Here is a 24,474-nt window from a genome sequence, read left to right as displayed (position 1 = left end):
TGCTCCTTGATACTAGCTACTTGATTCTATCTACTCGATACTATCTATACCTCCCCATTCCTTTTCCTCAAAAACCATTCTGTACTCAGCAAAATCAATATTAAACCAAACAACCATTTCAAGTTAATTAGCTCGTCATACTTGCGATCCTCGTAACTTATCGTTTTAATATTTTCATTTTTACCAATCTCGTCTACAATTTTCAATAAATCTTGTGGCATAAAAAGCTTACCACCACTTTGTTTAGCAATGGTATTTAACAACTGATGATTGGCAGTAGTTTGCTGAAATTCTGCAACCAACGCGTTAACATAAAAACTACCGCTGACACTAAACTTCTTACCCCCTAAATCCGTACTGGCTGTATAAGTATAATTACCTGCCGCCATTGCACCTGCATCCAGCTGATAACCTTTATCCGTTTTAGAAAAGATATAATTAAAAACCTTTCCTTCCTCATTTTTAACCTGTAAGCGCACTTCAGATTCATTCACAGGCTCATAAGATTCATTATAAAGCGTACCATTAAACTGCACCGATTCATTTTCATCATAAGCAGCCTTCGAGGTAAACACTTTAAATCTCCGCTTATCTTCTTTTACAGATAGATACTGAACCGTTTTAGAAATCAAATCAAATAGTACAGATTGTTGCGATTCATTTTCAGCCTCAGCCAACCTCCACCGCCATAATCCTTCCCCCATTAAATACGCCGCTTTCTGTCCCGATTCTGTAGTAAAAAATAAAAGAGGCTGCTGTGTACTTACCTTCCCTATGCGCTGATTAAATACCGGCGTTACTCCTGCATTAACCGTTAAACGGCCAAAAGGACTCAGCAACGGATCATAAGCAAGAAATTGTCTTTTATCAGCTTCTGTGAGGTTGAAACTCGTAAAGCCATTAACCAGTTCAGGGTATACTTCCTGCACAGCGCCATTAGCTGAACTTAAGTTAACCTGGTTCTGAAATCGATTAAAAGCAGCAACATCACTTTGAGCCCCCAGCACGTACCAAACGGGCTTTTTCAAAGCCTTAACTTTTTGCAAAAACGCGGTAGACATATGTTGCATATCCGGCAGCTGATAAAGGATAATCAAATCAAATTTCGCAGGGTCGATTTGTTGAAGATCATCAGCTATCGAAAGCTTCGGTTCATAATGTTTATTTAAAGAAATGGCTTCTTTTAAAACCCCCAAATCCGGATGTGGAGAGGCCGAAGCAACCAACACCTTTTGCCTTCCATCAATTACCTCAACATAAAAGGTTTGTGAATTATTACGCATGGTAATCTCATTATTCAAAACCCCAATTTGAACCGTGTACTTCTGAATACCAATTTTTCCAGCATGGAGCTTGATGGGAATCTGCTGACTGAAAGCACTCCCTTTGATGGAAATATTCTGCTGACTCACCTTGGCCCCATTCTGACTTACGGAAACATTAGTCTGCTCCCCATCGCTCTGGAAAGCCTGCACCTGAACCTCAATCGTAAAATCATCATCCAGATAAACTATGTTATTGTAATTAATATTCGAAATCAGCACATCTCTTTTAGGAATACTGTCACCTAAAGCAACGGTATACACTGGCGCATTAATCTGATTAATCCGGTAAAGAGGATTTCCACCATTATTAAAAATCCCGTCTGTACTGAGTACAATAGCCCCGATATTTCTGTTGGCATATTCATCCTGCACCTGCTGAAAAAGCGCCGAGCCATCAGTTAGCTTGGCCTGATTTTTAAAATCATACCCTTCAGCCACCCGATCTCCAAAATGATAAACCTTTACTTCGTACCGGTCGGCCAAACGATCACGTAAAACATTCAAATCCTTTTCATACTGCTGCTGATTAAATCCTGCAGCCTTTACCTGCCCTACCGATAGTGAGTTGTCCTGCCCGATAATGATTACAGGCTTATCCAAAGTATAATTAAGCGTTTTAATTAATGGCGCAAAAAACAACCAGGAAACAAGAGTGACCACGATTATTCTCAGTGCCGTTAAACCATAACGCAGCTTTTTATCCAAATTATCATTACCTCTATACAGTATCCAGGCATATAAAACACCCAAAGCCAAACAACCTAAAAAAGATAAAATAGAAGTACCGGAAAAGAAACTGTTCATACTTTATAAAGATGGTAAAAAGAGTGCAAAGTCCAAAGCCTAAACCATATTGTCAAGATGAACTTAATCAAAGTTAGCTGATCAAATATACTTTAAAAGGCATATTGTAGAAGGAAAGTATATATCTTATCTTTAAGCAAACAAAATCTATGAAACTCACACTGTTCACACTCTTACTTTCCTTAACCTTAATGTCTGCCACTGCTCAAACCAATTTTAAAGTACAACAGCTCAAGTTCAACCGGGTAAAAACGGCCTATAACGAAAAATGGACAGTGCTAAAGCAATTTTTAAAAGCTGGAGGAATAGGTGATGAGTTCTCCATGCTGATCAATGCCTACAAAACCGAAGGAAAGCTGGAAGTTTGGCTCAAGAACAGAAAAGATAAAACCTATAACCTATTCAGAACCTATGATTTCTGCGAACACTCCGGAACAATTGGACCCAAGCTTTATGAAGGCGACGGACAAACACCAGAAGGTTTCTATCACATCACCGCATTTAACCCCATGAGTAACTTCTATCTGTCTTTAGGCATCAACTTTCCTAATAGCGTAGATTATGCCCGTACAGGCAAAGGCAGAAGCCCTGGCAGCGACATATATATCCATGGCAACTGCGTAACAGTAGGTTGTATACCCTTAACAGACGAAAAAATTAAAGAGGTGTATATTTTGGCTGTAGAAGCTAAAAATGCGGGGCAGGAAAGAATTCCGGTTAATATCTATCCTTTTAAGTTGACAGATGGCAATCTAAAAAAATACGCTGCCCAATTCCCAAAACAAGCCGGTTTCTGGAAAACATTGCAGGCGGGATATCTGGCATTTGAAAAAGAAAAGAACTCCTCGGGTATCGTCGAGGTAAAAGGAAAGTACTTGATTAGGTAAAGGGTGTAAGTTATGAACCATAAGGTCAAAATCCCTTTGTTTTTTCACCGAAGTAATATAGTATCTAGTTTATAAAAAGGTGTAGATTTTGGCGATATGCACCTCAAAACCTACACCTTAAACCCTATACCTCTTAAAGCATTCCGCCACAAACAGACAAAGTTTGTCCGGTAACGTAAGCGCTCATATCTGAAGCTAGGAAAACGCAAACATTTGCAATATCTTCGGTTTCACCTGCACGTTTCAAAGGGATGTCTTTTTCCCATCCTTCAACTACTTTAGGATCCAAAACCTCTGTCATTTCAGTGCGGATAAAACCTGGAGCAACCACATTCGCACGAATATTTCTAGAGCCTAATTCTTTAGCCACCGATTTTGTAAAACCAATTATGCCCGCTTTCGAAGCCGCATAATTCGCCTGACCAGCGTTACCCTGAACCCCAACAACAGAACTCATGTTAATAAAAACACCTTTACGTGCTTTCATCATCACTTTGGAGGCTGCTTTTGTCACGTTAAAGATAGATTTCAAGTTGATATTGATTACATCATCCCAGTTCTCTTCGCTCATGCGCATCAACAAACCATCTTTGGTAATACCGGCATTATTCACTACAATATCAATAGTACCGAAATCAGCTACGATATCATTAATCAACTTTTCTGCTTCATCAAATTTAGAAGCATCCGAACGGTAACCTTTAACTTTAGTTCCGAAGCTTTGCAGCTCCTGCTCTAAAGCCTCCCCTTTCTCTACTGATGAAAGATAAGTAAAAGCTACATTGGCACCTTGCTCAGCAAATTTTTCAGCAATCTTACGACCGATACCTTTCGAGGCTCCCGTAACTAATGCTGTTTTTCCTTCTAATAATTTCATTTGTTATATTTTATTATTTATATCTTCTTAGTTTAAAACTACTTGCCAATCTTAGCTGTCAGTCTAAGCTTCCTGTCTGTTTAAGCCACCTGTCAGGCTGAGCCTGTCGAAGCCCTCAACAACCAAATCTATAACCTTTCTATCGTCCTTCGACTGCTTGTCCCGGTTTTACATCGGGAAGCTCAGGATCACAACCGAAACTGCGCCCAAGACTCCAGACTATCGAGTCCAGACTAATGACTCCTGAGAGCCGGTTCCTGCTGACTTAAACAATGAAAACTACCCAATCCCCAGATAATATCTACCGAATTGATTCCGATCACCTTACGATCAGGAAAACACCCTTGAATAATTTCCAGTGCTTTTTCATCATTCACATCATCAAAAACAGGAACAATTACCGCTGCATTCGCAATGTAAAAATTAGCGTAAGAAGCCGGTAAACGCGTATCGTCATAAATAACCGGAGCAGGCATAGGCAGCTCAACAATATTCAATGATCTTCCATCTTTGAGTTTCATGGCTTTTAAAGCCTCCAGGTTCTCCTGAAGCAGGTGATAGTTCTCATCAGCCGGATCACTTTCCACAACCGTTAACACGGTGTCTTCATTCACAAAACGGGTAATATCGTCTATATGTCCATCAGTATCATCGCCAACTATTCCATCACCCAACCAAAGCACTTGCTCCTGCCCATAGTATTCCAATAAGTATTGTTCTATCTGTTCTTTGGTTAAATGTGGGTTACGGTTTTCATTGAGTAAACACGCAGTAGTAGTTAAAATCGTACCAGCACCATTAAACTCTACAGAACCACCTTCCATTACAATATCAGGAAGAAATAGCGGTAAATCAAATTGCTTGGCAATCTTAGTAGGCACTACATCATCCAAATCAAATGGAGGGTATTTCCCACCCCAGGCATTATAGCCCCAATCAACAACAGCCTTACTATCTCCGTTAAGCACAAAGGCCGGTCCATGATCCCTGCACCAGGCATCATTGGTTTCGTTGAAATAAAACTCAATCTGGCTTAAATCAGCTTCAGCTTTTTCCAGCTCAGCAATTACAAAAGCTTTCATTTCCTCATCCTTAACGTTGATGCGTACTTTTTCACCTTCAGCAACTGCTTTAATAAACTGGCAATAGGGTTGATAAATCGTTTCGATTTTACCTGGCCAGGAAGCCTCCTTGTGAGGCCAGCTTAACCAGGTAGCCTCATGCTTTGCCCACTCAGCAGGAAAAGAATATCCTTGCTTTTTCGGCGAATACTCAAACTGATCGGGTTTAAGCGTATATTTATTTGGTGGTATTTGAGACATGTTTTTATTTTAAGTCCGAAAGTCGGAGGTCCGAAAGTCAGAAGATAAAACGTATGATTGCAAAGTTAAAATTTTGTCCGAAAAGTCAACGGTCAGAAAAACAAAGTTAAAGCGGGATATTAATGGATTTCCTTTTATATCATATTAGCGATTTGCTTAAAGCCGAAATCATAACCAAAATTTCTTCGCAGGACTGATAATGTTTTTGAAAAATTTCATCACTAATATAGTTTCGTCTTAAAGCAAGATGTAGACAATTTACGACTTCAATATCAGATCTTAACGCATAACTCAAAAAAGCTTAAATTCAGGATTACTCTGTCCAGTACTTCCTTCTGCTACATTCATCGAAATTGAATCTGCCGCTCGCTTAACCTGCGATGTTAAGACAAAAATCCCTTCCTTAGGAAAAGCTTTAGTCATCTTATCAATTTCATCAGCTAAGTCCATGGCTTTTTGCCAAACTTTAAGTTTCTCAAATTTAAAGGCCATAATTAAAGAGCGAAAAATGTATTCATATATAGGATTGCAGTCATTAAAGAGCAATTGCAACTAAAAGCTACAATTTATTAAACAACAATCCAAATATGGCGACATCTCATTTTCGGCACTTAAACTTCTTACCTCCGACTTCGGTCCCCTGACTTTATTTAATCGCCATCAATATACCGCTTCGTAATCGGCTGGTAAGAATCAATCCTTCTATCCCTTAAAAATGGCCAGTGTTTACGGAAGAAATCAGACTCTGCTAAATCTAATTCAACCACAGTGGTTTCTTCCTGATCGTGTGATGCTAAATAAAGTAATCTACCCTGGGCATTCGTTGCGAAGCTTCCACCCCAGAATTTCATCGCGCCATCCTGCTCAAAACCTACACGGTTTACGCTCACTACAGGAACACCATTGGCTACAGCATGCGAACGTTGAATGGTTTGCCATGCATTGTACTGATCCTGATTGGTTTCTTCATCCTGATCAGTTGCCCACCCAATAGCAGTAGGGTAAAACATGATATCAGCGCCCATCAAAGCGGTAATTCTCGAAGCTTCCGGATACCATTGATCCCAACAGATTAATATCCCGATTTTAGCAAATTTGGTTTCAAATACTTTATAGCCCAAATCTCCCGGAGTAAAGTAAAACTTCTCATAATAAGCAGGATCATCAGGAATATGCATTTTACGGTATTTACCCAGGTAGCTGCCATCTGCATCCAATACAGCAGTAGTGTTGTGGTATAAACCTTCAGCACGTTTCTCAAACAAAGAAGCAATAATTACAACCCCTAACTCTTTAGCCACTGCTTGTAAGGCATCAGTAGATGGCCCTGGAATAGCTTCCGCTAAATCGAAGTTATCATAATCTTCAACATCACAAAAATACAAGGAAGTAAAAAGCTCTTGCAAGCATACGATTTGCGCGCCCTTAGCAGCAGCCTCACGTACCTTTAATATCGCTTTATCTAAATTTTCCTGTTTATCTTTAGTACAGCTCATCTGCACCAATCCAACTTTTACTTTCTTCATGGTATAAAATCAATGGAACATTCAATCATTCAAAATTCACTCATTCAATCATTCTATAATTCTATAATTGAATTTCAGCTCGCAAAGTTACAGAAAAAGTGTGGAAGGCTGAAAGATACATGGAGGAGATTTAGTCATCTTATAGCCAACATTTTAGCCCGGTTATCCATTGCTTAAGCCATCACTTCATCGGAAATACCACTTTAACATTTTTCCATTGAGCTACAGATAATACATCGGTTCCTTCCCGATATACGGCACCAATAATGCCTGCCGGATGAAAAGCTTTCGAGCTTAAAGCATATTCAGTAGCATTTCCCTGATGAAAAGTTAAACTTACCCAAACAATGCCAACCGTACCCTCTGAAATCGCATATTTCAGTTCCCTGGCTTCAATAACATCACCGCTTCTACTCCAATCCATTTCGTCTATCAGGCTTTCACATTTTCCAGCCTCAGGATTTAGAAAAACAACCTGAATATGCAGCTTGCAAAAATGAGTACCCTTAGGCCAGCGAAGGTGTTTAGCTACGGTTAGATGGGGAATACCAATCAGGAGTTGATCATTGGCCAGACTCAATTTCGGATGAAATAACAAACTATCGAATAAGCGCGAGGAGGCATTAAAGTCAAAACCGCGCAAACGCTCGAAGCTTTCGGCATGAAAGCTAAAGGTTCCATCAACATGAAGGTGCTGGTTAGTAATGGTAGATATAACCGAATTCATCCGGTTCACCATCTTACCGTCAGTAAAATGGAGATGGGTAGGTAAAAACAGATCTCTGATGATCTTGCTCATCGGACTAATGTATTTACCGAAAACAGAAGATGCCTTTTTTGTCGCCTCGCTTTGCGTTACCTTTCCTTTAGTCCTTACCCGTCCATCTTTACCAAAAACCAGATCCCCGAGCCCGCCAGATAAATTACCATCTTTTATAATTGCCATAGTTTTTATTGTTTATGATTGATGTGATTAAAAAAACTCACTCATTCAAAATTCAAAACCGGGATGATTGGGATATTAAACAGGGATAAAAGCAGGGTTACCTATGCTTCAGTTATGGATGAAAGCAGGCATATCCCTGTGTAACTTAAGGGTTAGCCTATACAAGTATACAGAAAATGCAGGATAACTCCACCTTGTAGCGGTAAAACGTGGACTTGAGGTGGACTTGATGCGGAGGGAGCTAATGTTTTTGCCATGAGGAGCAAAAAAGTTTTGTGCAGATGAGGTATCCTTAAAGATAAGTAAAACTGATCAAAAAGTAAAGAATACTACAACAGTTTCTTTCTGCGGATAACGAATAAGCCTAAAGCGCCAGCGGCGAGGCCAAGGGCCCAGGAGTGGTCGTCGAGATCGCAGAGAACCATTGTGTAGTTCCCAACATATCCTTGTAACAACTTTCCAGATACACATCCAGTAAGGAGGCCTAGCACATTATAACTATACTCTGTGCAAACTCCACAATTATACGCACCACTTGGAGAAGGAGTCCAGCTACAATAATTCGGACTCAATGAAACTCCGGAATTCGACCGATAACTGGGATTACCTCCCAAAAGTAATTTTATAACTTCATTGATCAAAGTAGATTCTTGAACTGTATAAACTGTTTTAGTACCTGGGATCAAGCATCCACTAGCCGTACCCTGGCTACTTACCCGAAAAGGATAGAACGAGAATAACAAAAGCAAAAAAAACAAAATAATCTTCATAGCTTGAGTAGCGATAAACGACACTCAAATTTACCTATCAATTACCCTATAAAGTTCGTTCCTTTTGTTCATTAAGGAGATTTCTAAACCTTAATTTATAAAACATATATGCCGAAAACCCAAACAACAACCATATATAATCATCAATTGGGCAACCTATAGGAGGATCTAATCGTTCATAATTAACCATGGTGCCCCCATTTAGTATATTGCCATTAAGTACACATAGGTTAATCAGGGCGCTAACAGGAACAATATTGGTAGCTCTGGGGCAGTTAGGTGGATTTGTGGGCAAAGTTAGATTATTTTGAAAATTTCCGTAAGTAATTGAGAGGATAACAACATTGGCACTGGCACCACTATACTGGTTAGTGTAAATGATATTTCCAATCCTGCAACCAACTGCACCACTTGCCCTAAAGGAAAACAACATAAATAACAAAAATAAACCTAAAGCATTCTTTACCATAAGCACCTCTTAATAAAGTCATTGACTAAAATAACAACGTGAAAATGGGAAGAATAGATTAGTTCATTTTGTTCAACAATTCATTAACGCTTTGACTCAATAGGCAAAAAGATCTTTTTCCGCTGCAATACCGAGACAAATACGCCAGAACTTAACACTACTCTGATTTCTTAATCTTCCAAGAAACATTAAGTACTATCGAAGTTACAACGGGCTTGATTTTAATAGAATGTTTAAAGTCATTTGTATTTACATTAATTCCCAAGCTATTAAAATGCAAACATTTTGTTTAAATAATGCTTACGCATTAGAGGGATGCAAAAGAACGAAGCTAAAATGAGAGCTGGAACATAATCATCCAATGGCAATACGCAAGAATTATGAGCAGGATTGTAATTCACTAGCCTGCCTTGGTCTCCAGGGTTGGATGCATAAGAACATTTACTACTTGGATTAGCTGTTGTACCTGCCACAATTGTATAGTTATTACTTACCGATCTGAGAATTCCACAATTAGGATCACTTGCTCCATTTCTGATCCTGATAGCACTTGCATCTGAAAAAACAGGAATGGTACTACTGCCCTCAGGATAAGAACCTACTTGTTGAGTATATATATTATTACCTGTTCTACAGCCAACATCAGCCAATACATTTTTGCTAGAAAACAAACTAATAATAAAAAGAGACAACACTGCAAGGAATGCCTTTAAAAACTTCATAAAAAACCTAATATAGAGACAACAAAAATTATTTATTTTGTATTACAAAAAATACAATATTTCGCAAATATTGTAAACAAAATGAACAACGTACGAATAAATGGAAGCCTCGGTTTTCGATTTGACAAAAAAAAGTTCCTTAGGAATTGGAAGAATTTATAGAGATAAAAACACACAACAATCAACCGGCTGATTTGAAGCATTTTAATCTAAACGAAATCATTAAAGAAAAGGAAAATACTATGGGATGTTCATTGACAAAAATCATGAACAAAATGAATGAGCGAGGAGATCACACATGCTAAAACAAGCAAGGGTCATGGCAAGCTAGAGTAATTAACGTTCTGTAATCAGGCTTTTGGGAAGAAATTTAAACTCCCCCTCCTCAAAAAATAAAATCCAGAACCAGCAGCAATCAGCAGCAAGAAAATAACATAATCATCAATCGGACACCTCACTACCGTATAATTGTAAATAATCCCGCTTTGGTAATAGTACGGATTAACATACGGACAACCAACGCATTCAGACTGATCGGTAGTGCGAATATAGCACCGTGTACCGGTAGATACCTGACAAAATAAAGTGGAGTAGGTTAAGCGGGGGCTACGCTCATAAACCCTTGAACCATTATAATTGGAACTGGTACTGGTAATTTGCGTATAAACATTTGTAAGATTGTCAGATCGACAACCCGTATCGGCAAAACAAAGAGAGGACGTTAACAACAAGACTGCTGTTAGGAAACGGAACATAAAAATAGGTGATGACAAACTTAAAATGTGGTCGAAGATAACACCCTAATATTAAATAGGTATTAAAATCTATTAAATACTACAAATTTAGTGTTTATGAGAATGATAAATGAGTACTAACAAAATATTTACACAGTGATTTATTTCTCAACCACCGGTCTGCATTTCTGAATAATAATTATGCCAACACTGGCAATGATCAATAAAGATAGCCAGGTAATACTTCCATCAAGCGGACACATGTAAACCCGATAGGTTCTAACAGTTCCATTACCGATAAATACTTGCGGGCTCTCAGAATAAACCGAACAAGCCACCCCGGCAGCACCAATGCTGGTTGCAAATGTAGAATTAGGAAAATTAGTGCAATTATAACTGCCTGTACCTAATACAATGTAATTATTGTTTGCCGGTTGCGAGGTATAATTATTACCACCTAATGTAGGGTGCTTCACAAAATAAAGCCGGTAACCTGTAGCGGTAGCACCTACATAGCAGCCGCTTTGAGCAAAAGAATTATAAGAAGTAAATAAAAAAAGTAACAGCAAATAACTGAAGCAGTATTTCATAGCAGTACAGGATTATTAAAAATCAATATACATGCGCTAAAAACAGATGACTTATTTATAACACTAAAAAAGAAGACTGGTTTGTGGTATTTAATCTGACAACATTCAGGCAGGCAAAAACTAGATGGGGATTTACTAGTGAGGATTAAATATTTTGGGTGCAGAGCATTATTAATTGAGTTCCACTCTGGTAGAACTCAATTTATTTTTATATGCTACTTGTTTGCTCTAAAAAGCGATTTCCATTTAAACAGATACACGATATAAATACTATAATGATAACGAAACACCTTCATCAGATACAAGCATTGAAGCCTGTTTTCTGAAAAAATAAATGCTCAATATTGAAATAGGGAAAATCATTAGCCAAATGTAAGAGTCTAATGGACAATTAACTACAGCCCAGGTAGCGGAACCACTAACAGTTGTCCATTATAGGTGATATAATTAGAAGGATTAAAAATGGATCCACTCCCGTCGTAAACATAACACGTGGTCGATGAGGAACTAATTCTTCTCCATCCGCAACTAGAGCTAATGCCACCAGAATTACTATAAAAAGGAGCTGCGATAACAGAGGTATACAATATACCATTTCCTAAACACCCTGATTGACCGTGTGCAGTTTGCGTGAATTGAAAGCATAATGCAATTACAACACAAATATTTCTGAACATATTCATAATCTTTTTTTAACCAATACTACAAAATATCAGTAAGATAAATACTACAAGACAATCCAAAATTGATAATTATCATGCGCTTTATTTGAAGTTGTAAACTCTGATTCACAGTATTTTACAACAAAAATTACACTTCAACCATCAATTACACATACTAATCAAATAAAAGTGACTTTTTCTTAAAATAAATACCCCTATCAAACCGGCAAGAATTATCAAAATTCCTACATAATCATCCAACGGGCATGGGAAGGTATAGGTAGCATAATAACCTGTTCTATAATTAACAGCCCAAAATACAAATACATCATATACTTCACAGGAATTACTAGTTTGGTAAACACAATTGTTATGAGATACTGTTGTACCACCAGAGGCATATCTGAAACTTCCATCAGTTCTGGTGCTGGTATATACTTTTGAATCGCCTGCAACATAGCAACCACTTTGAGCAATAGCAGAGCCAGACCATAGCAATAGCATGGCTATTAAAAATAACTTATACATATAGGGATAGACTTTTAGATCTTATTTTATAAAACAAAATTACCCAAAATACGTATTACTACTACTACAAATAGTTTTATTTGGTTGATAATTGTCAATGAAATAATTTTACATTTAATACTGAAATACAGATATTTACCAAAACAACCACAACCAAGAAGAATATAATATACCTCCACGCCTCCCAAAACCATACTCCTCCCTATTAAAAATTCTCTATGGAAAAATAAGGTAAAATTAATGCAGTCATTTTTTCAGGTATGATTAATCAGTCGGCACTTTAGCATTCCTTTTGCATAAACCAATTCTTTTAAACATCTTTATATCTTACTTTTGTAGAAAATCCCTATTATCTATCTGCCAAGAGATACAAACATGCTAAACCCTATACGTCCCAATCTATTATTGTGTGCCATTATATCCCTTTTATTTCTCGCATCCTGCGGAGCCAGAAAAGAGCGAACCTTATTTAATGCGCCCAGCGATATCGTAACAGATACCATTAAACACGTATATGTAGTAAATGATCAGGGAATAAGCGATGCGTATTACAAGATTAAGGTAAACGATCAGCTGGCCATCAGAAACGTTCAGAATTTTGAATTTGGCGCAACAGGTGCTGCTTCAAATATCAGCGCAGCCAACGTCACAACCAGCGGCACAAATACCCCATCTGGGAGCATTCAAAACGTACTTTCTTATGCCGTAGAGGCAGATAGTATGGTTAACCTTCCAGCAATAGGCAAGGTAAAGGTAGTAGGCTTAACACGCAGGGAAGCTGCAATCAAAATCCAGGATTTATATAAAAGCAAACTACTGAAAGATCCTATTATAGAACTATCAGTAGTGAACTTAAAAGTAACCCTACTTGGAGAATTCAGCAGACAAGGTAATTTCTTGTTAGAAAGAGATAATACGACCCTAATCGATATTTTAGGCGAAGCAGGAGGTATTACAAAAACGGCAGACCCTAAAAGTTTAAAAATCATTAGAGGAGACCGCAGCCACCCCGAAATCATTTACGTTAACCTCAACGACATTAACAGTTTGGCCAGTAAAAAACTGATCCTGCAAAATCACGACATTATTGTTCTGCAGCCAACCAAAAGTGCGGCAACGAGTGATAAGCTTCAAAGTTTCAATAACATATTACAGCCACTCTTAGTAGTAGTAAACTTGGCAGTATTAATATTTACAGTAACCAGGCAGTAATCAATAACGATGAACTGATACAACGATAAACGATTCCATTTTTAAAATCGTTTAAATAAAAAACTTAATTCATAAAGCATTGACAGAACCAGTACAAGAAAAAAAAGCGGTTAGCCAGAGTATTGACTTTTATAAAATATTCAAGGTATTTTTAAGTCGCTGGTATTGGATTGCAGCCACAGTAATAATAGCCTGTTGCGGTGCATGGTTATACTTATGGTATACCCCACCCGTATATCAAACAGGCGCTTCCTTAAAATTAGAAGAGAGCAATCCCTCCCTGGGTACCGGTTCACAAATGCCCATGCAGAACTATAACTATACCGATAAAATTCAGGCCGAAAGCTTCACCATCCGAAGCAATGAGGTGATTATGAATGCGGTAAAAAAACTGGATTATAAAATCAGTTATTTTCTGAAAGGCTACGCATTAACCACCGAATTATATCCAAAGGTTCCATTTGTGATCGAAATCCTTAAGCAGGATAGTGTCAACTTCGACCGCACGCTTTACCACATCAAAGCGATAGACGACCAGCATTTCAGCCTTTCTCCTGCAGAAAACGAAGACCAGAAAAAGACTTATCAATACGGACAGCTGATTAGCATGGGTAATATGGAATTTAAGGTCAAAACCAAAGTACCCGCCAACGGCACCTACCTGTTTAAATTTAATGGCATTGAAGATTTCATTGGCCGCGCTATGGGCGGATTAAATATTGGTGAAGCCGCTCGTTTTACCAACGTAATGAGCCTGAGCCAAACAGATGGCAATGCAGTATTTGCAGCAGATATCCTAAATGCCATCATGCAGGAGTACGTAAAATACGATGTGATTCAAAGAAGAAGATCTGCTAAACAAACCGTAGATTTCATCAACAATCAGCTGGGTTTCATCAACACCGAGGCAGGCAAATCTGGCAGTACACTAGCCAACTACAAAACCCAGAACAAAATGGTTGATATGGGTTCTGCAACCTCTATGACCGTAGGCAAACTGGCAGATTTTGAAAAGCAAAAAACCGAGCTCAACATCAAGTTGCTAGGCATTAAACAACTGGAAGAACAGATTAATAACAACCGTTCAAAAGTAGAAATTGGTGTCGATCTGGAAGGAGATCTTTCCACAGGCTTAGGTACATTAGTGGGTCAGCTCAACACTTTACTGGCCAATAGAGAATTAAAACTCAACCAGTTCAATGCCGATTCGCAGCCGGTAAAACAGATTGAACAACAAATTGCCAATGTAAAATCCAGTATCCGGAACAGCATTCAGGGCATGCGCCGCAACAATGAGCAAACCATCCGATACATCGATAACCAAATAGCAGGGGTTAATCAAAGCATGAGCACTATCCCGCTTAAGGAACAAAACTTTGTAAAGCTTCAAACCAATTTCGAGGTCAATAATAAAGTACGTTCATTCTTATCAGAGAAAAAGCTCGAAGCAGAAATGAATGCTGCAGCCATTGTACCCGGAGCTTCAATTGTTAACCCGGCATACCCCTCTTACTTTGCCATTTCACCCAATGGCAATAAAGCCTACAGCACGGCAATTATGCTGGGCCTGGCAGCAGGATTTGGCCTCATTTTACTGGTTCGTTTCTTAAACCCTTACATCTATGATAAGGAGACCGTGGAAGGTTTAACCCATACCCCCATTATTGGAGTAATACGGAAATTTCCCGATTTCATTGATCAGGATAGTCGTCAGGCACTTTCCTTGGCTAAACCGAAATCCGTATTCGCAGAATCGGTAAGGTCGGTAAGAACCAATTTAAGTTTTCTGGCTAGTCATAAACAAAGTAAGATTATCTGTGTCACATCAGAAATTTCTGGCGAAGGAAAATCATTTGTTACCGTAAACTTAGCCAGTACTCTTGCCCTTATAGAGAAAAGGGTTATTCTGGTTGCAGCAGATTTACGTAAATCTAAATTGCACAAAGCCTTTGGTAACGATAATAAAAAAGGATTGAGTTCTATCCTATCCGGACAGGCCACTTTAGAAGAGGTGCTCACTAATGACCAGATGCACCATATCGACTTTATCCCTTCAGGTCCGGTACCGCCTAACCCATCAGAGTTATTGCATACCGCAGCCATGAAAGATTTGTTAAAGAAACTAGAACAGCAATATGACTATGTATTGGTAGATACCGCCCCAGTTGGTTTGGTATCAGATGCCATCCCCCTCATCCGGTCATCAGATGTAAACCTGTTTGTGATCCGCTCGGGCGTGTCACAGCAACGTGCGGCAGCGATTCCCGAGCGTTTATCAAGAGAATACGGCCTAAACAATATGGCCATTGTTCTCAATGCCTTTGGCGATGATGCTTTATATGCAAATTACTATACAACCGATTATTCCCGTGGTGGAGGCAACAGTACTTACTATTACTCTGATTACTCAGGATATTCAGGTTCAGGATATTATGATGATGAAAACAGAAAGTGGTGGATGTTCTGGAAGAAAAAATGAACGAAGAGTAAATAGCAAGGAACAAATCGATAACCTGTCATCCTGAGCCTCCCGATGTAAAACCGGGACAAGTAGTCGAAGGACGACAAAGAACAAAGAAATAGTGCTGAATGATTAATAACGATTACAAATGGTACCCTGTCTACACCCGTTCAAGAGCGGAGAAGAAAGCCTATGAAGAACTTTTGCGAAAAGGAATAACGGCCTACTTACCTCTTAAAAAAACGGTAAAACAATGGTCAGACCGAAAAAAAATCGTAGAAGAACCTTTAATTAAATCCTATCTGTTTGTTTATATTTCGGCAAGGGAACAAGCAGAAGTAATGATGACTAATGGCATTGCCCGTTTTATATATTTCTCCGGTCACATTGCCAGTTTGCCCGAACAACAGATTGAAGCGCTAAAATTATTACTCGCTACCGAATCAGAACTCGAAGTATTTGAATATGATTTAAAAGCTGGTGAAAAAGTAATTGTAAAAGCCGGTCCCTTTAAAGGGATGCTGGCCGAATTGATATCTATCCGCAACAAACAAAGAATTGTTTTGCGCTTAGAACAGATGGGATTTGCCATCAGCATTAATACATCAGTAGCATTCATAGAACCGCTACTGGATTAATTTGACTTAAGTCAATGTTACAAAAACAATAAAAGGCTTGAGGTTTATCCTTAAGCCCGTACTTTTGCCACTGATAGTGGTGAGGTGGTAAGACGGTGAGGCGCTGAGCTGATGGGTGTCGAGGAGACAAGATACGTAACCCTAACTGGCAACCCGTAACAAAATAGACAGCACATTTTTTAACAGAATATGTGACTGAGAGGGCGAAGCTGTGCCTGGAGGGGAAGGTTTCGATTGTTGAATTGTTGAATTGTTTAACTGGCAAAACCCACAACATAACTGGTGAGTTGGTGAGACGTTGAGTTGGTGAGCCATCATGCCCCATAACCCGCAACACATAACCCACAACATTAAACTGGTGAGTTGGTTAGGCGGTTAGACGGTGAGGCACCCAAACTCGCAACCCGTAACCCGTAACCCGCAACTCGCAACACATAACCCATACCACAACCATGTGTCGAATAGCCGGAATTATAGATCGAAATAGAACTGCATTAGAAATCCAGACGGATCTATCGGCAATGTGCAACAGCATGAAACATGGTGGGCCAGATGACGAAGGCTTTTATATAGGAGAAGAACTGGGATTGGGCCACAGGCGACTTTCCATTATCGATCTCAGCACAGCAGGTCATCAACCCATGTTTTATGGCAACCAAAATCTGGTAATCAGTTATAATGGAGAGATTTTCAACTACAAGGAGCTAAAAACCGAGCTCTTAAGTTTGGGCTTGACCTTTGAAACGGCAACAGACACAGAAGTGATTCTGGCAGCTTACCAGGCCTTCGGTATCCAAAGCTTTGCTAAATTACAAGGCATGTTTGCATTTGCATTGCACGATCAAATGCGCAAGCAAACCTTTTTAGTGAGAGATTGCTCCGGAATTAAGCCATTGTATTATTATGCGGCATACGAAAAACTGGTTTTTGCTTCAGAAGTTAAAGCGTTCAAACAAACTACCTATCTTTTCGAAGAAAATCCGAACTGGAAAGTATGCATGCTGGCTTTTGGGCACTTACCCGAGCCTTACACTACCTTAGATGAGGTAAATAGCCTAAAGAAAGGGTATTTTTTACAGTGGAACCACTCAGATTCAACTTATCAAATCAAGCCTTACGCAGTTCCATCGCCTAAAGCAAGGGTAAATAATGAAACTCAGGCCAGGGAAAACATTAAGCAATCCCTAACCCAAGCAGTAAAGAAACACCTCATTTCAGATGCACCCATTGGTGCTTTTTTAAGTGGAGGGATAGATAGTAGTTTAATAACCCTTTTAGCACAGCAGCACCTGGATGAGGAGGCAAAACAACAAAAACTCAATACACTATCCATTCATTTTGATGTGCCGAGCATGTCTGAGAAGCCTTATCAGGATTTAATTCAGGCACAAGCAGGAACCAATCATTCCGAATATTTAGTTACACAAAAGGTATTCAACACCTATTTATCCGATACCCTTTCCGCAATGGATCAACCCAGTACAGATGGGATTAACTCCTGGTTTATCTGCCACTTTGCTAAGCAAAAAGGACTAAAAGCAGTGTTATCAGGCATTGGTGCCGATGAAATATTTGGTGGGTACCCCTCCTTTAAGCGAATGGCCTGGGTAAAAAAATTAAGAAAAACCCCTTCGTTTATACTCAAATTCGGAGAGCGGTTTAAAAAATCAGCATTAAAAAGAGCCTATTACCTCAGCTATCAAAATACAGTTGGAGATTACCTGTTTTTAAGGGGAGTTTTTAGTCCCGCAGAAATTGCAAAGATTTTAAACCTCAGCCTAGTGGCAGTTGATGAAGTTTTGAGATCACTAGAAATAGGTCATTTACCAACAAATCAAGCACCTGCTTTACAAGCCAGCTGGCTGGAAAGCAACCTGTATATGCAAAATCAACTCCTTAAGGATACCGATTACATGAGTATGCAACACGGTGTTGAAGTTCGGGTCCCCTTTCTGGATGCCAATTTACTGGAGGAGATCGCCGCGATTCAGCAGCAGATAAAATATCAAAAAGATAAGCCCAAAAGATTACTTATTGATAGTTTTAAAGATATTCTCCCGGAAAAGATCTGGAATCGCCCTAAAATGGGCTTCACCTTTCCTTTCCAAAAATGGCTCATCCATAATGAATACTTCTGGACTGCCGTAAACGAAATTGAAAATCCAGCAGTTAAACAGCACTTGCAGCATTTTAAAAAAGGTAAGCTACATTGGTCTAAAGCCATGGTTATTCATCAGGTTTTTAATGGCTTCAAGGTTTAATCAGCATTTTGAAAGATAAAAAATTACTTTTCCTAACCCTCTATACTTTCGGCTTAACAGGAGGAATAGAAAATGTTTGTAAAGCATTTGGAAAAGCATTAACCGAATTCTTAAGAGAAGGTAAAATTAAAACTTATCAACTCTTAAGCATGTATGATAAGGGAGGCAATGAAAAATATATCGAAAAGGCCTTATTTAAGGGTTTCGGTGGTCGCCGCATCTTGTTTTCAATTCAAGCGATCCTGGCTAGCCAATCGAGCGACATCATCGTGCTCAGTCATGTTCATTTATTGATTTATGCCCGTATCATCAAAAAAATATTCCCTAAAAAGCGAATCATTTTATATGCACATGGTATTGAAATATGGCGAAACTTAAGTGCGGCAAATACAAAATTTATTCAAAACGAGATCGAAATATGGGCAGTAAGCGCTTACACGGCCAATAGGATTCAAGCGCTACACCAGATTGAAGCATCCAAAATTCAGGTGCTAAATAATTGTCTTGATCCGTTTTTTGAAATCCCAAAAACGTTTGAAAAACCAGCATCACTTTTAAAGAAATATAATTTGCCAACAAACAGCAAATTTATCCTCACGCTCAGCAGGTTATCATCCACAGAGCAATACAAGGGTTATGACCAGGTACTGGCTGTTTTAAATGAACTTGATGAAGATGTTCATTACATTTTGGCAGGTAAAGCAGATGAAAAAGAACAGAATAGACTTCAAAACTTAGTACAGCAGAATGAACTCCAACAAAGGGTTATTTTCACCGGTTACGTACCCGATGCCGAACTTATGGCCCATTATCAACTTGCAGATGTAATGGTTATGCCGAGCAAGGCCGAAGGTTTTGGCATTAGCTTTATAGAAGCCATGGCTTGCGGTACCCAGGTAATTGGAGGTAACCAGGATGGTAGCGTTGATGCTTTACGGCAAGGAGCCATTGGAACCTTAGTTAATCCTACTGATTTGAACGAAATTAAGTCGGCTATAGAAACCTGTCTGGCAAAACCAGATACCGAAATAGATAAACGTCAATTGCAAGATAATTGCCTGGCACATTTTTGCTTCAGTACCTACAAACAAAAAGTTGGACAACTTCTGGAACTTAATGCTTAAAGTCATCAGTCATAGGTCACTAGTCCTGAGTCTACATAAAATTAAATATACTTAGGTGCCTAAGGTGGTTAAAAACTAAAACCCATCTTGATTCTTGATACTTGCTACTTTATACTTAATCCTAAGTACTTGCTACTAAATACACTAATACCCCATGAAGCCCGATAACCACGAATGGTCTATAGAAGCTAAGTCATCCCTTGTTGATTTAAAGTTGACTGAAGTGTGGGCCTATCGCGATCTTTTGATTTTACTTGTACGAAGAGATTTTGTTTCTTTCTATAAGCAAACGATTTTGGGGCCTTTATGGTTCTTCATTCAACCCCTGTTTACCACCATCATTTTCACCTTTATTTTTGGAAATCTGGCGGGAATCTCTACCGATGGCTTACCAAAACCCCTTTTTTACATGGCTGGCATTACCGCCTGGAACTATTTTGCCGATTGTCTCACTAAAACCTCCACTGTATTTAGAGATAATGCAGGAATTTTCGGTAAGGTTTATTTCCCGCGATTAATAATGCCTTTAAGTATTGTAGTGAGTAACCTGGTGAGGTTTGGCGTGCAAATGTTGCTTTTTGTACTCTTAATTGCTTATTACTATTTTACCGGTGCTAATTTTAACATGAGCTGGGCCATTTGCCTCTTTCCAGTGGTGGTAATTTTAATGGCGCTGTTAGGGTTAGGCACAGGAATGATTATTTCGGCCATGACCACCAAATATAGAGATCTTGCCTTTCTGGTGAGTTTCGGTGTGCAGCTGCTGATGTATGCCACCACGGTAATTTATCCATTATCTGAAGCCATGAACAAATACCCCAAATATGCCTGGATTATAAAGTACAACCCCATGACTCCCATCATAGAAACTTTTAGGTTTGGCTTTTTGGGCGAAGGGAGTTTTAGCTGGGCAAGTTTAGGTTATGCAACTGGAATTACCCTCCTATTTCTTATTTTAGGGATTATAATTTTTAACAAAGTAGAGCGGAATTTTGTGGACACAGTTTAATATTAGGTTTTAACGATAAATCATCTGAAAAAATGTTCAAGCCACTAAAAAACAAATGCACAGTAATAATGAAGGGTTTATTCAATTATTACAAAGAGCAGGAATTTATTAAAAGGGATAAATTCTCTATTGTTAAAGACCAACAAGGTTTCAAGGTAAAAAATGCTGATTTTGACTTTACCTTAAGGAGTAAGGGCAGTGACTGGAACGTCTTCAAGCAAATTTTTCAATATCAGGAATATAAATCCCTGGTAAAAACGCTTCAGCTAAACCAGGTTGAACCGACAGTAATTTTAGATCTTGGAGCAAATATAGGCTTAACGACCTTGTACTTTAAGAAATTCTTCCCCAATGCAGAAGTGATTTGTCTGGAGCCAGATCGAAAAAACTTCGCACAACTATCGCTAAATACAGCAACACTTGCTAAAGTTACACTCATTAATGCAGCTGTATGGAACAAATGTGCCCCTTTAATAGAAGATAATGCTTTCAGGGGCGGCGACGATTGGTCTAAAAGCTATAAAGAAGAAAATAAAGACATTACCTCAACACAAATAGAAGGCATTACCATTCATAACATTCTTAAACAGCATAACAAAAACCACATTGATGTGTTAAAAATCGACATTGAAGGTGCAGAACGTTTTATTTTCAATGAATCCTCCAGCGATCTTAGTTTTTTAACCGTTACCAGGGTAATTGCACTGGAAATACATGATGAGTTCAATATCCGGGAAACCATTAATCAGATTTTGAAAAATTATGGTTTCATCCTCTTTGAGGCAGGCGAATTAACAATAGGCATCAAAAAATGAGCAACGTAGCCATCAGGGCAGAAGACATCAGTAAAGCTTACCAGCTTGGGCAAATCGGAACTGGTACCATTAGCAGGGATCTGGAACGTTGGTATGCCCGTATTCGTGGAAAGGAAGACCCTTTTTTAAGGATAGGTGAAGCCAACGATCGCAGTTCAAAAGGCAGCAGCGATATCGTTTGGAGTTTAAAGGATATCAATTTCGAAATAGAGCAGGGAGATGCAGTTGGAATCATCGGCCGAAATGGTGCGGGCAAAAGTACCTTGCTCAAAATCCTCAGTAAAGTTACCGCCCCTACTACAGGGAAAATTACCGGAAAAGGCCGTATTGCCAGTTTACTCGAAGTAGGAACAGGCTTCCACCCCGAATTAAGCGGACGCGAAAATATCTTTTTAAATGGGGCAATCCTGGGTATGCGTAAAAAAGAAATTCAGCGCAAACTAGAAGAAATTGTAGATTTCGCAGGGATAGAACGCTATTTAGACACCCCGGTTAAACGGTATTCATCTGGCATGTATGTGCGGCTGGCTTTCGCTGTGGCCGCACACCTGGAATCTGAAATACTTATCGTAGACGAAGTACTGGCGGTGGGTGATGCAGAGTTTCAAAAGAAATGTTTGGGTAAAATGGGCGAAGTGAGTAAAGGCGAAGGGAGAACGGTGTTGTTTGTGAGCCATAATATGGGGAGTATCGCAAAGCTTTGCTCTAATGCTCTGCTTTTAGAAAATGGCCAGGTTAAATTATATGCGAATACTTCAAAAACAATAATTGAATATAATCGTATAGCTTCCTTATCATCAGGAACAGAATATACAGGCATTGGTATAATAAAGAAAATAAAGATAACTTCTGAACATAATGATATCAATTACGGTAGTTCCATAATCATTAGTACTTTCTTTCAAATGGACATCCCCATATCTAACATCACTCTTGGTTTAGTTATCAAAGATTCATTTGGAACGTCATTAATTGGTGTTAATAACCGTCACTACCAGAGCCAACCGATACATGAAACACCTTTAAAACAAGGCGTTATCAATGTAAAAATAAAAAATATCAACTTAATAGACGGGAACTATAATATCGATATTTTTCTAGGAAACTCAATTATCGACTTAGAAATAATTGAAAATGCTGTTTCCTTTACTGTGAGTAATTCATATATAAATAAGACAAATCATCCACTAGATCCAAGTATTAATAAACTATTCTTAGATAATATTGCATGGGAATACGAAAAAATTTAACTTACATCATAAAAAAAATATTGCTCCCTTTAAGAAAAGCAGGAGTAACCGATGAAGAGAATTATTATACCTATTTATTTACAAAAAATCCAAATTGGAATAAAACTGAGCCAAACGCTGAGGAGAAAGAAAGATGGGAAATTATCAAAGAGTTTATCCAGATATGCAAAGTTAAAATTAGTAATCCTCAAATTCTAGATTTAGGTTGTGGAAGAGGTTGGCTCACGCATTTATTATCAAAATACGGTCCTACTGTGGGTGTCGAGCCAGTTGAGGCAGTTGTTAGGTATGCACAAAAACTTTTTCCAGAGTTACAAATATCTCATGGAACAACGACATCTCTTCTCAGTGATGGATTAGCGGACAAATTTGATATTATAGTATGCTCAGAGGTTATCGAACATATTGCATATAAAAGGAAACCTCAATTCATTTCACAAATTGAACGATTAACAAAGAAAAATGGTCATGTAATTATTACAACTCCTAGAAAAGAGGCTCAAGCACTTTGGTCAGCTAATACTGATCCTTCTCAGCCCATTGAGGATTGGTTAACGGAAAAAGATCTACAAGCTCTTTTCGAAGAAAACGGATTTAAGAAAAAGGAACTTAGAAGAATATCAGTAAATCAAGAGGGACATGAAAATATGATAGAAATTTATCAACTATGGCTCTTTCAAAAAAACCTTTAATTTCTATTATAATCCCTTGTTATAATCAGGAAAAATATCTGCATTACACTTTAGAGTCAGTTTACAGGCAATCATTTCAAGATTGGGAATGTATTATGGTAAATGATGGATCTATTGATAATACAGAAAAAATTATTCATCAATGGCTAAACAAAGATAAAAGATTTAAATATCTAAAAAAAAGTAACGGTGGACTATCTAGTGCCAGAAATATCGGTATTATTAATGCAACTGGAGAATGGATTCAATTTTTAGATGCCGACGATCTCATTGCGGAAAATAAATTAAGCACAGTTTTAGAAAATCAATCATATGACTTAATTGTTACTAACTTCAGATTATTTCTTCACTCCTCTGGCCAAAGAGTATCCTCCAGTAATTTGCTGGGACAATTTAGACTTAATTTTGAATCTATCTTATACAAGTGGGATGAAGAATTCACTATACCAATACATTGTGCCATTTTCAGACGTGAAATCATTCCATTGTTTAACGAAACCTTAAAAGCCAAAGAAGATTGGCTCTTTTGGATTCAAACATTTTTAAAAAATCCCAAACCCATATTCATTGACAAAGATCTGGCAACCTACAGGATTCATGACAATAATATGACAAAAGACAAGAAATTGCTAAATGATTATACAATTGAAGCTGTAAATCTCATTCGCAATTTACTACCAGAATCTCAGTCAAATATTTTTACCAGTGTTGTAATTAAAAGGCTATATAATAAACTTCTTGAATATCAAACATTAAACACAAATTTACTCAATTCGAAAAGTTATAAAATAGGTAATACGCTAGTTAATGTCCTATTAAAAATTCGTAAGCCCTTTACGTAATGATTTCA

The 24,474-nt window shown here is 38.3% G+C and carries 22 protein-coding genes; 11 read left to right on the top strand and 11 right to left on the bottom strand.

Annotation, left to right across the window (positions count from 1 at the left end; all coding sequences use genetic code 11):
- Positions 1 to 44: 44 nt before the first annotated feature.
- Positions 45 to 2,129, bottom strand: a complete 2,085-nt coding sequence (locus BMX11_RS07710) for a hypothetical protein (protein ID WP_090883140.1) — start codon at positions 2,127 to 2,129, stop codon at positions 45 to 47.
- 149 nt (positions 2,130 to 2,278) lie between these two features.
- Between BMX11_RS07710 and BMX11_RS07705 the strand changes: the two genes are divergently transcribed.
- The gene (locus BMX11_RS07705) at positions 2,279 to 3,016 is read left to right on the top strand and encodes a L,D-transpeptidase family protein (RefSeq protein WP_090883138.1); all 738 of its coding nucleotides are present in this window, start codon (positions 2,279 to 2,281) and stop codon (positions 3,014 to 3,016) included.
- Between the two features lie 133 nt (positions 3,017 to 3,149).
- Here the strand turns inward: BMX11_RS07705 and fabG are convergent, their stop codons facing one another.
- The 10 genes from fabG to BMX11_RS07655 form a co-directional block, all read right to left on the bottom strand.
- Positions 3,150 to 3,893: a 3-oxoacyl-[acyl-carrier-protein] reductase gene (fabG, locus tag BMX11_RS07700; RefSeq protein ID WP_090883136.1), complete on the bottom strand. Its 744-nt coding sequence runs from the start codon at positions 3,891 to 3,893 to the stop codon at positions 3,150 to 3,152.
- Between the two features lie 233 nt (positions 3,894 to 4,126).
- Positions 4,127 to 5,215: an agmatine deiminase family protein gene (locus BMX11_RS07695; RefSeq protein WP_090883134.1), complete on the bottom strand. Its 1,089-nt coding sequence runs from the start codon at positions 5,213 to 5,215 to the stop codon at positions 4,127 to 4,129.
- Between the two features lie 139 nt (positions 5,216 to 5,354).
- Positions 5,355 to 5,510: a four helix bundle protein gene (locus tag BMX11_RS24900; RefSeq protein ID WP_449421136.1), complete on the bottom strand. Its 156-nt coding sequence runs from the start codon at positions 5,508 to 5,510 to the stop codon at positions 5,355 to 5,357.
- Positions 5,507 to 5,707, bottom strand: a complete 201-nt coding sequence (locus BMX11_RS24895; protein WP_449421135.1) for a four helix bundle protein — start codon at positions 5,705 to 5,707, stop codon at positions 5,507 to 5,509. The genes BMX11_RS24900 and BMX11_RS24895 overlap by 4 nt, the downstream gene beginning before the upstream one ends.
- Before the next feature lie 158 nt (positions 5,708 to 5,865).
- The gene (locus tag BMX11_RS07685; protein ID WP_090883132.1) at positions 5,866 to 6,741 is read right to left on the bottom strand and encodes a carbon-nitrogen hydrolase; all 876 of its coding nucleotides are present in this window, start codon (positions 6,739 to 6,741) and stop codon (positions 5,866 to 5,868) included.
- Between the two features lie 181 nt (positions 6,742 to 6,922).
- Positions 6,923 to 7,687, bottom strand: coding sequence for a hypothetical protein (locus BMX11_RS07680; RefSeq protein WP_090883130.1), 765 nt, complete (start codon positions 7,685 to 7,687; stop codon positions 6,923 to 6,925).
- An 816-nt stretch (positions 7,688 to 8,503) separates the two neighbouring features.
- Positions 8,504 to 8,926, bottom strand: a complete 423-nt coding sequence (locus BMX11_RS07670) for a hypothetical protein (protein WP_090883126.1) — start codon at positions 8,924 to 8,926, stop codon at positions 8,504 to 8,506.
- A gap of 269 nt (positions 8,927 to 9,195) precedes the next feature.
- Entirely contained in the window at positions 9,196 to 9,648 is a 453-nt protein-coding gene (locus BMX11_RS07665; RefSeq protein WP_090883124.1) for a hypothetical protein, read from the bottom strand.
- 895 nt (positions 9,649 to 10,543) lie between these two features.
- Entirely contained in the window at positions 10,544 to 10,972 is a 429-nt protein-coding gene (locus BMX11_RS07660; RefSeq protein ID WP_090883122.1) for a hypothetical protein, read from the bottom strand.
- 824 nt (positions 10,973 to 11,796) lie between these two features.
- Complete coding sequence (locus BMX11_RS07655) at positions 11,797 to 12,162, bottom strand: hypothetical protein (protein ID WP_090883120.1); 366 nt, start codon at positions 12,160 to 12,162, stop codon at positions 11,797 to 11,799.
- 375 nt (positions 12,163 to 12,537) lie between these two features.
- Between BMX11_RS07655 and BMX11_RS07650 the strand changes: the two genes are divergently transcribed.
- From BMX11_RS07650 to BMX11_RS07605, 10 genes are all read left to right on the top strand, one after another.
- Positions 12,538 to 13,374: a polysaccharide biosynthesis/export family protein gene (locus BMX11_RS07650; RefSeq protein WP_090883118.1), complete on the top strand. Its 837-nt coding sequence runs from the start codon at positions 12,538 to 12,540 to the stop codon at positions 13,372 to 13,374.
- A 79-nt stretch (positions 13,375 to 13,453) separates the two neighbouring features.
- Positions 13,454 to 15,853 carry a GumC family protein gene (locus BMX11_RS07645; RefSeq protein WP_090883116.1) on the top strand — a complete coding sequence of 800 codons (2,400 nt, stop codon included), beginning with the start codon at positions 13,454 to 13,456 and terminating at the stop codon, positions 15,851 to 15,853.
- A 110-nt stretch (positions 15,854 to 15,963) separates the two neighbouring features.
- On the top strand, positions 15,964 to 16,473 hold the full coding sequence (locus BMX11_RS07640) for a UpxY family transcription antiterminator (protein ID WP_090883114.1): 510 nt from the start codon (positions 15,964 to 15,966) through the stop codon (positions 16,471 to 16,473).
- 452 nt (positions 16,474 to 16,925) lie between these two features.
- Positions 16,926 to 18,734, top strand: coding sequence for an asparagine synthase (glutamine-hydrolyzing) (gene asnB, locus BMX11_RS07635; RefSeq protein ID WP_090883112.1), 1,809 nt, complete (start codon positions 16,926 to 16,928; stop codon positions 18,732 to 18,734).
- An 8-nt stretch (positions 18,735 to 18,742) separates the two neighbouring features.
- On the top strand, positions 18,743 to 19,858 hold the full coding sequence (locus BMX11_RS07630) for a glycosyltransferase family 4 protein (RefSeq protein WP_090883110.1): 1,116 nt from the start codon (positions 18,743 to 18,745) through the stop codon (positions 19,856 to 19,858).
- Between the two features lie 154 nt (positions 19,859 to 20,012).
- Positions 20,013 to 20,867 carry an ABC transporter permease gene (locus tag BMX11_RS07625; RefSeq protein WP_090883108.1) on the top strand — a complete coding sequence of 285 codons (855 nt, stop codon included), beginning with the start codon at positions 20,013 to 20,015 and terminating at the stop codon, positions 20,865 to 20,867.
- Positions 20,868 to 20,935: 68 nt separating this feature from the next.
- Positions 20,936 to 21,682 carry an FkbM family methyltransferase gene (locus tag BMX11_RS07620; RefSeq protein WP_175474504.1) on the top strand — a complete coding sequence of 249 codons (747 nt, stop codon included), beginning with the start codon at positions 20,936 to 20,938 and terminating at the stop codon, positions 21,680 to 21,682.
- A complete protein-coding gene (locus BMX11_RS07615; protein ID WP_245738608.1) occupies positions 21,679 to 22,932 on the top strand; it encodes an ABC transporter ATP-binding protein in 1,254 nt (417 codons plus the stop codon). Before BMX11_RS07620 ends, BMX11_RS07615 begins: the two co-directional genes overlap by 4 nt.
- Positions 22,911 to 23,624 carry a class I SAM-dependent methyltransferase gene (locus BMX11_RS07610; protein ID WP_090883104.1) on the top strand — a complete coding sequence of 238 codons (714 nt, stop codon included), beginning with the start codon at positions 22,911 to 22,913 and terminating at the stop codon, positions 23,622 to 23,624. Before BMX11_RS07615 ends, BMX11_RS07610 begins: the two co-directional genes overlap by 22 nt.
- A complete protein-coding gene (locus BMX11_RS07605; protein ID WP_090883102.1) occupies positions 23,600 to 24,466 on the top strand; it encodes a glycosyltransferase family 2 protein in 867 nt (288 codons plus the stop codon). The genes BMX11_RS07610 and BMX11_RS07605 overlap by 25 nt, the downstream gene beginning before the upstream one ends.
- Positions 24,467 to 24,474 lie beyond the last annotated feature (8 nt).

The organism is Pedobacter rhizosphaerae (assembly GCF_900111155.1).
Classification (GTDB): Bacteria; Bacteroidota; Bacteroidia; order Sphingobacteriales; family Sphingobacteriaceae; genus Pedobacter; species Pedobacter rhizosphaerae.
This window is presented reverse-complemented; position numbering and strand designations above follow the sequence as displayed.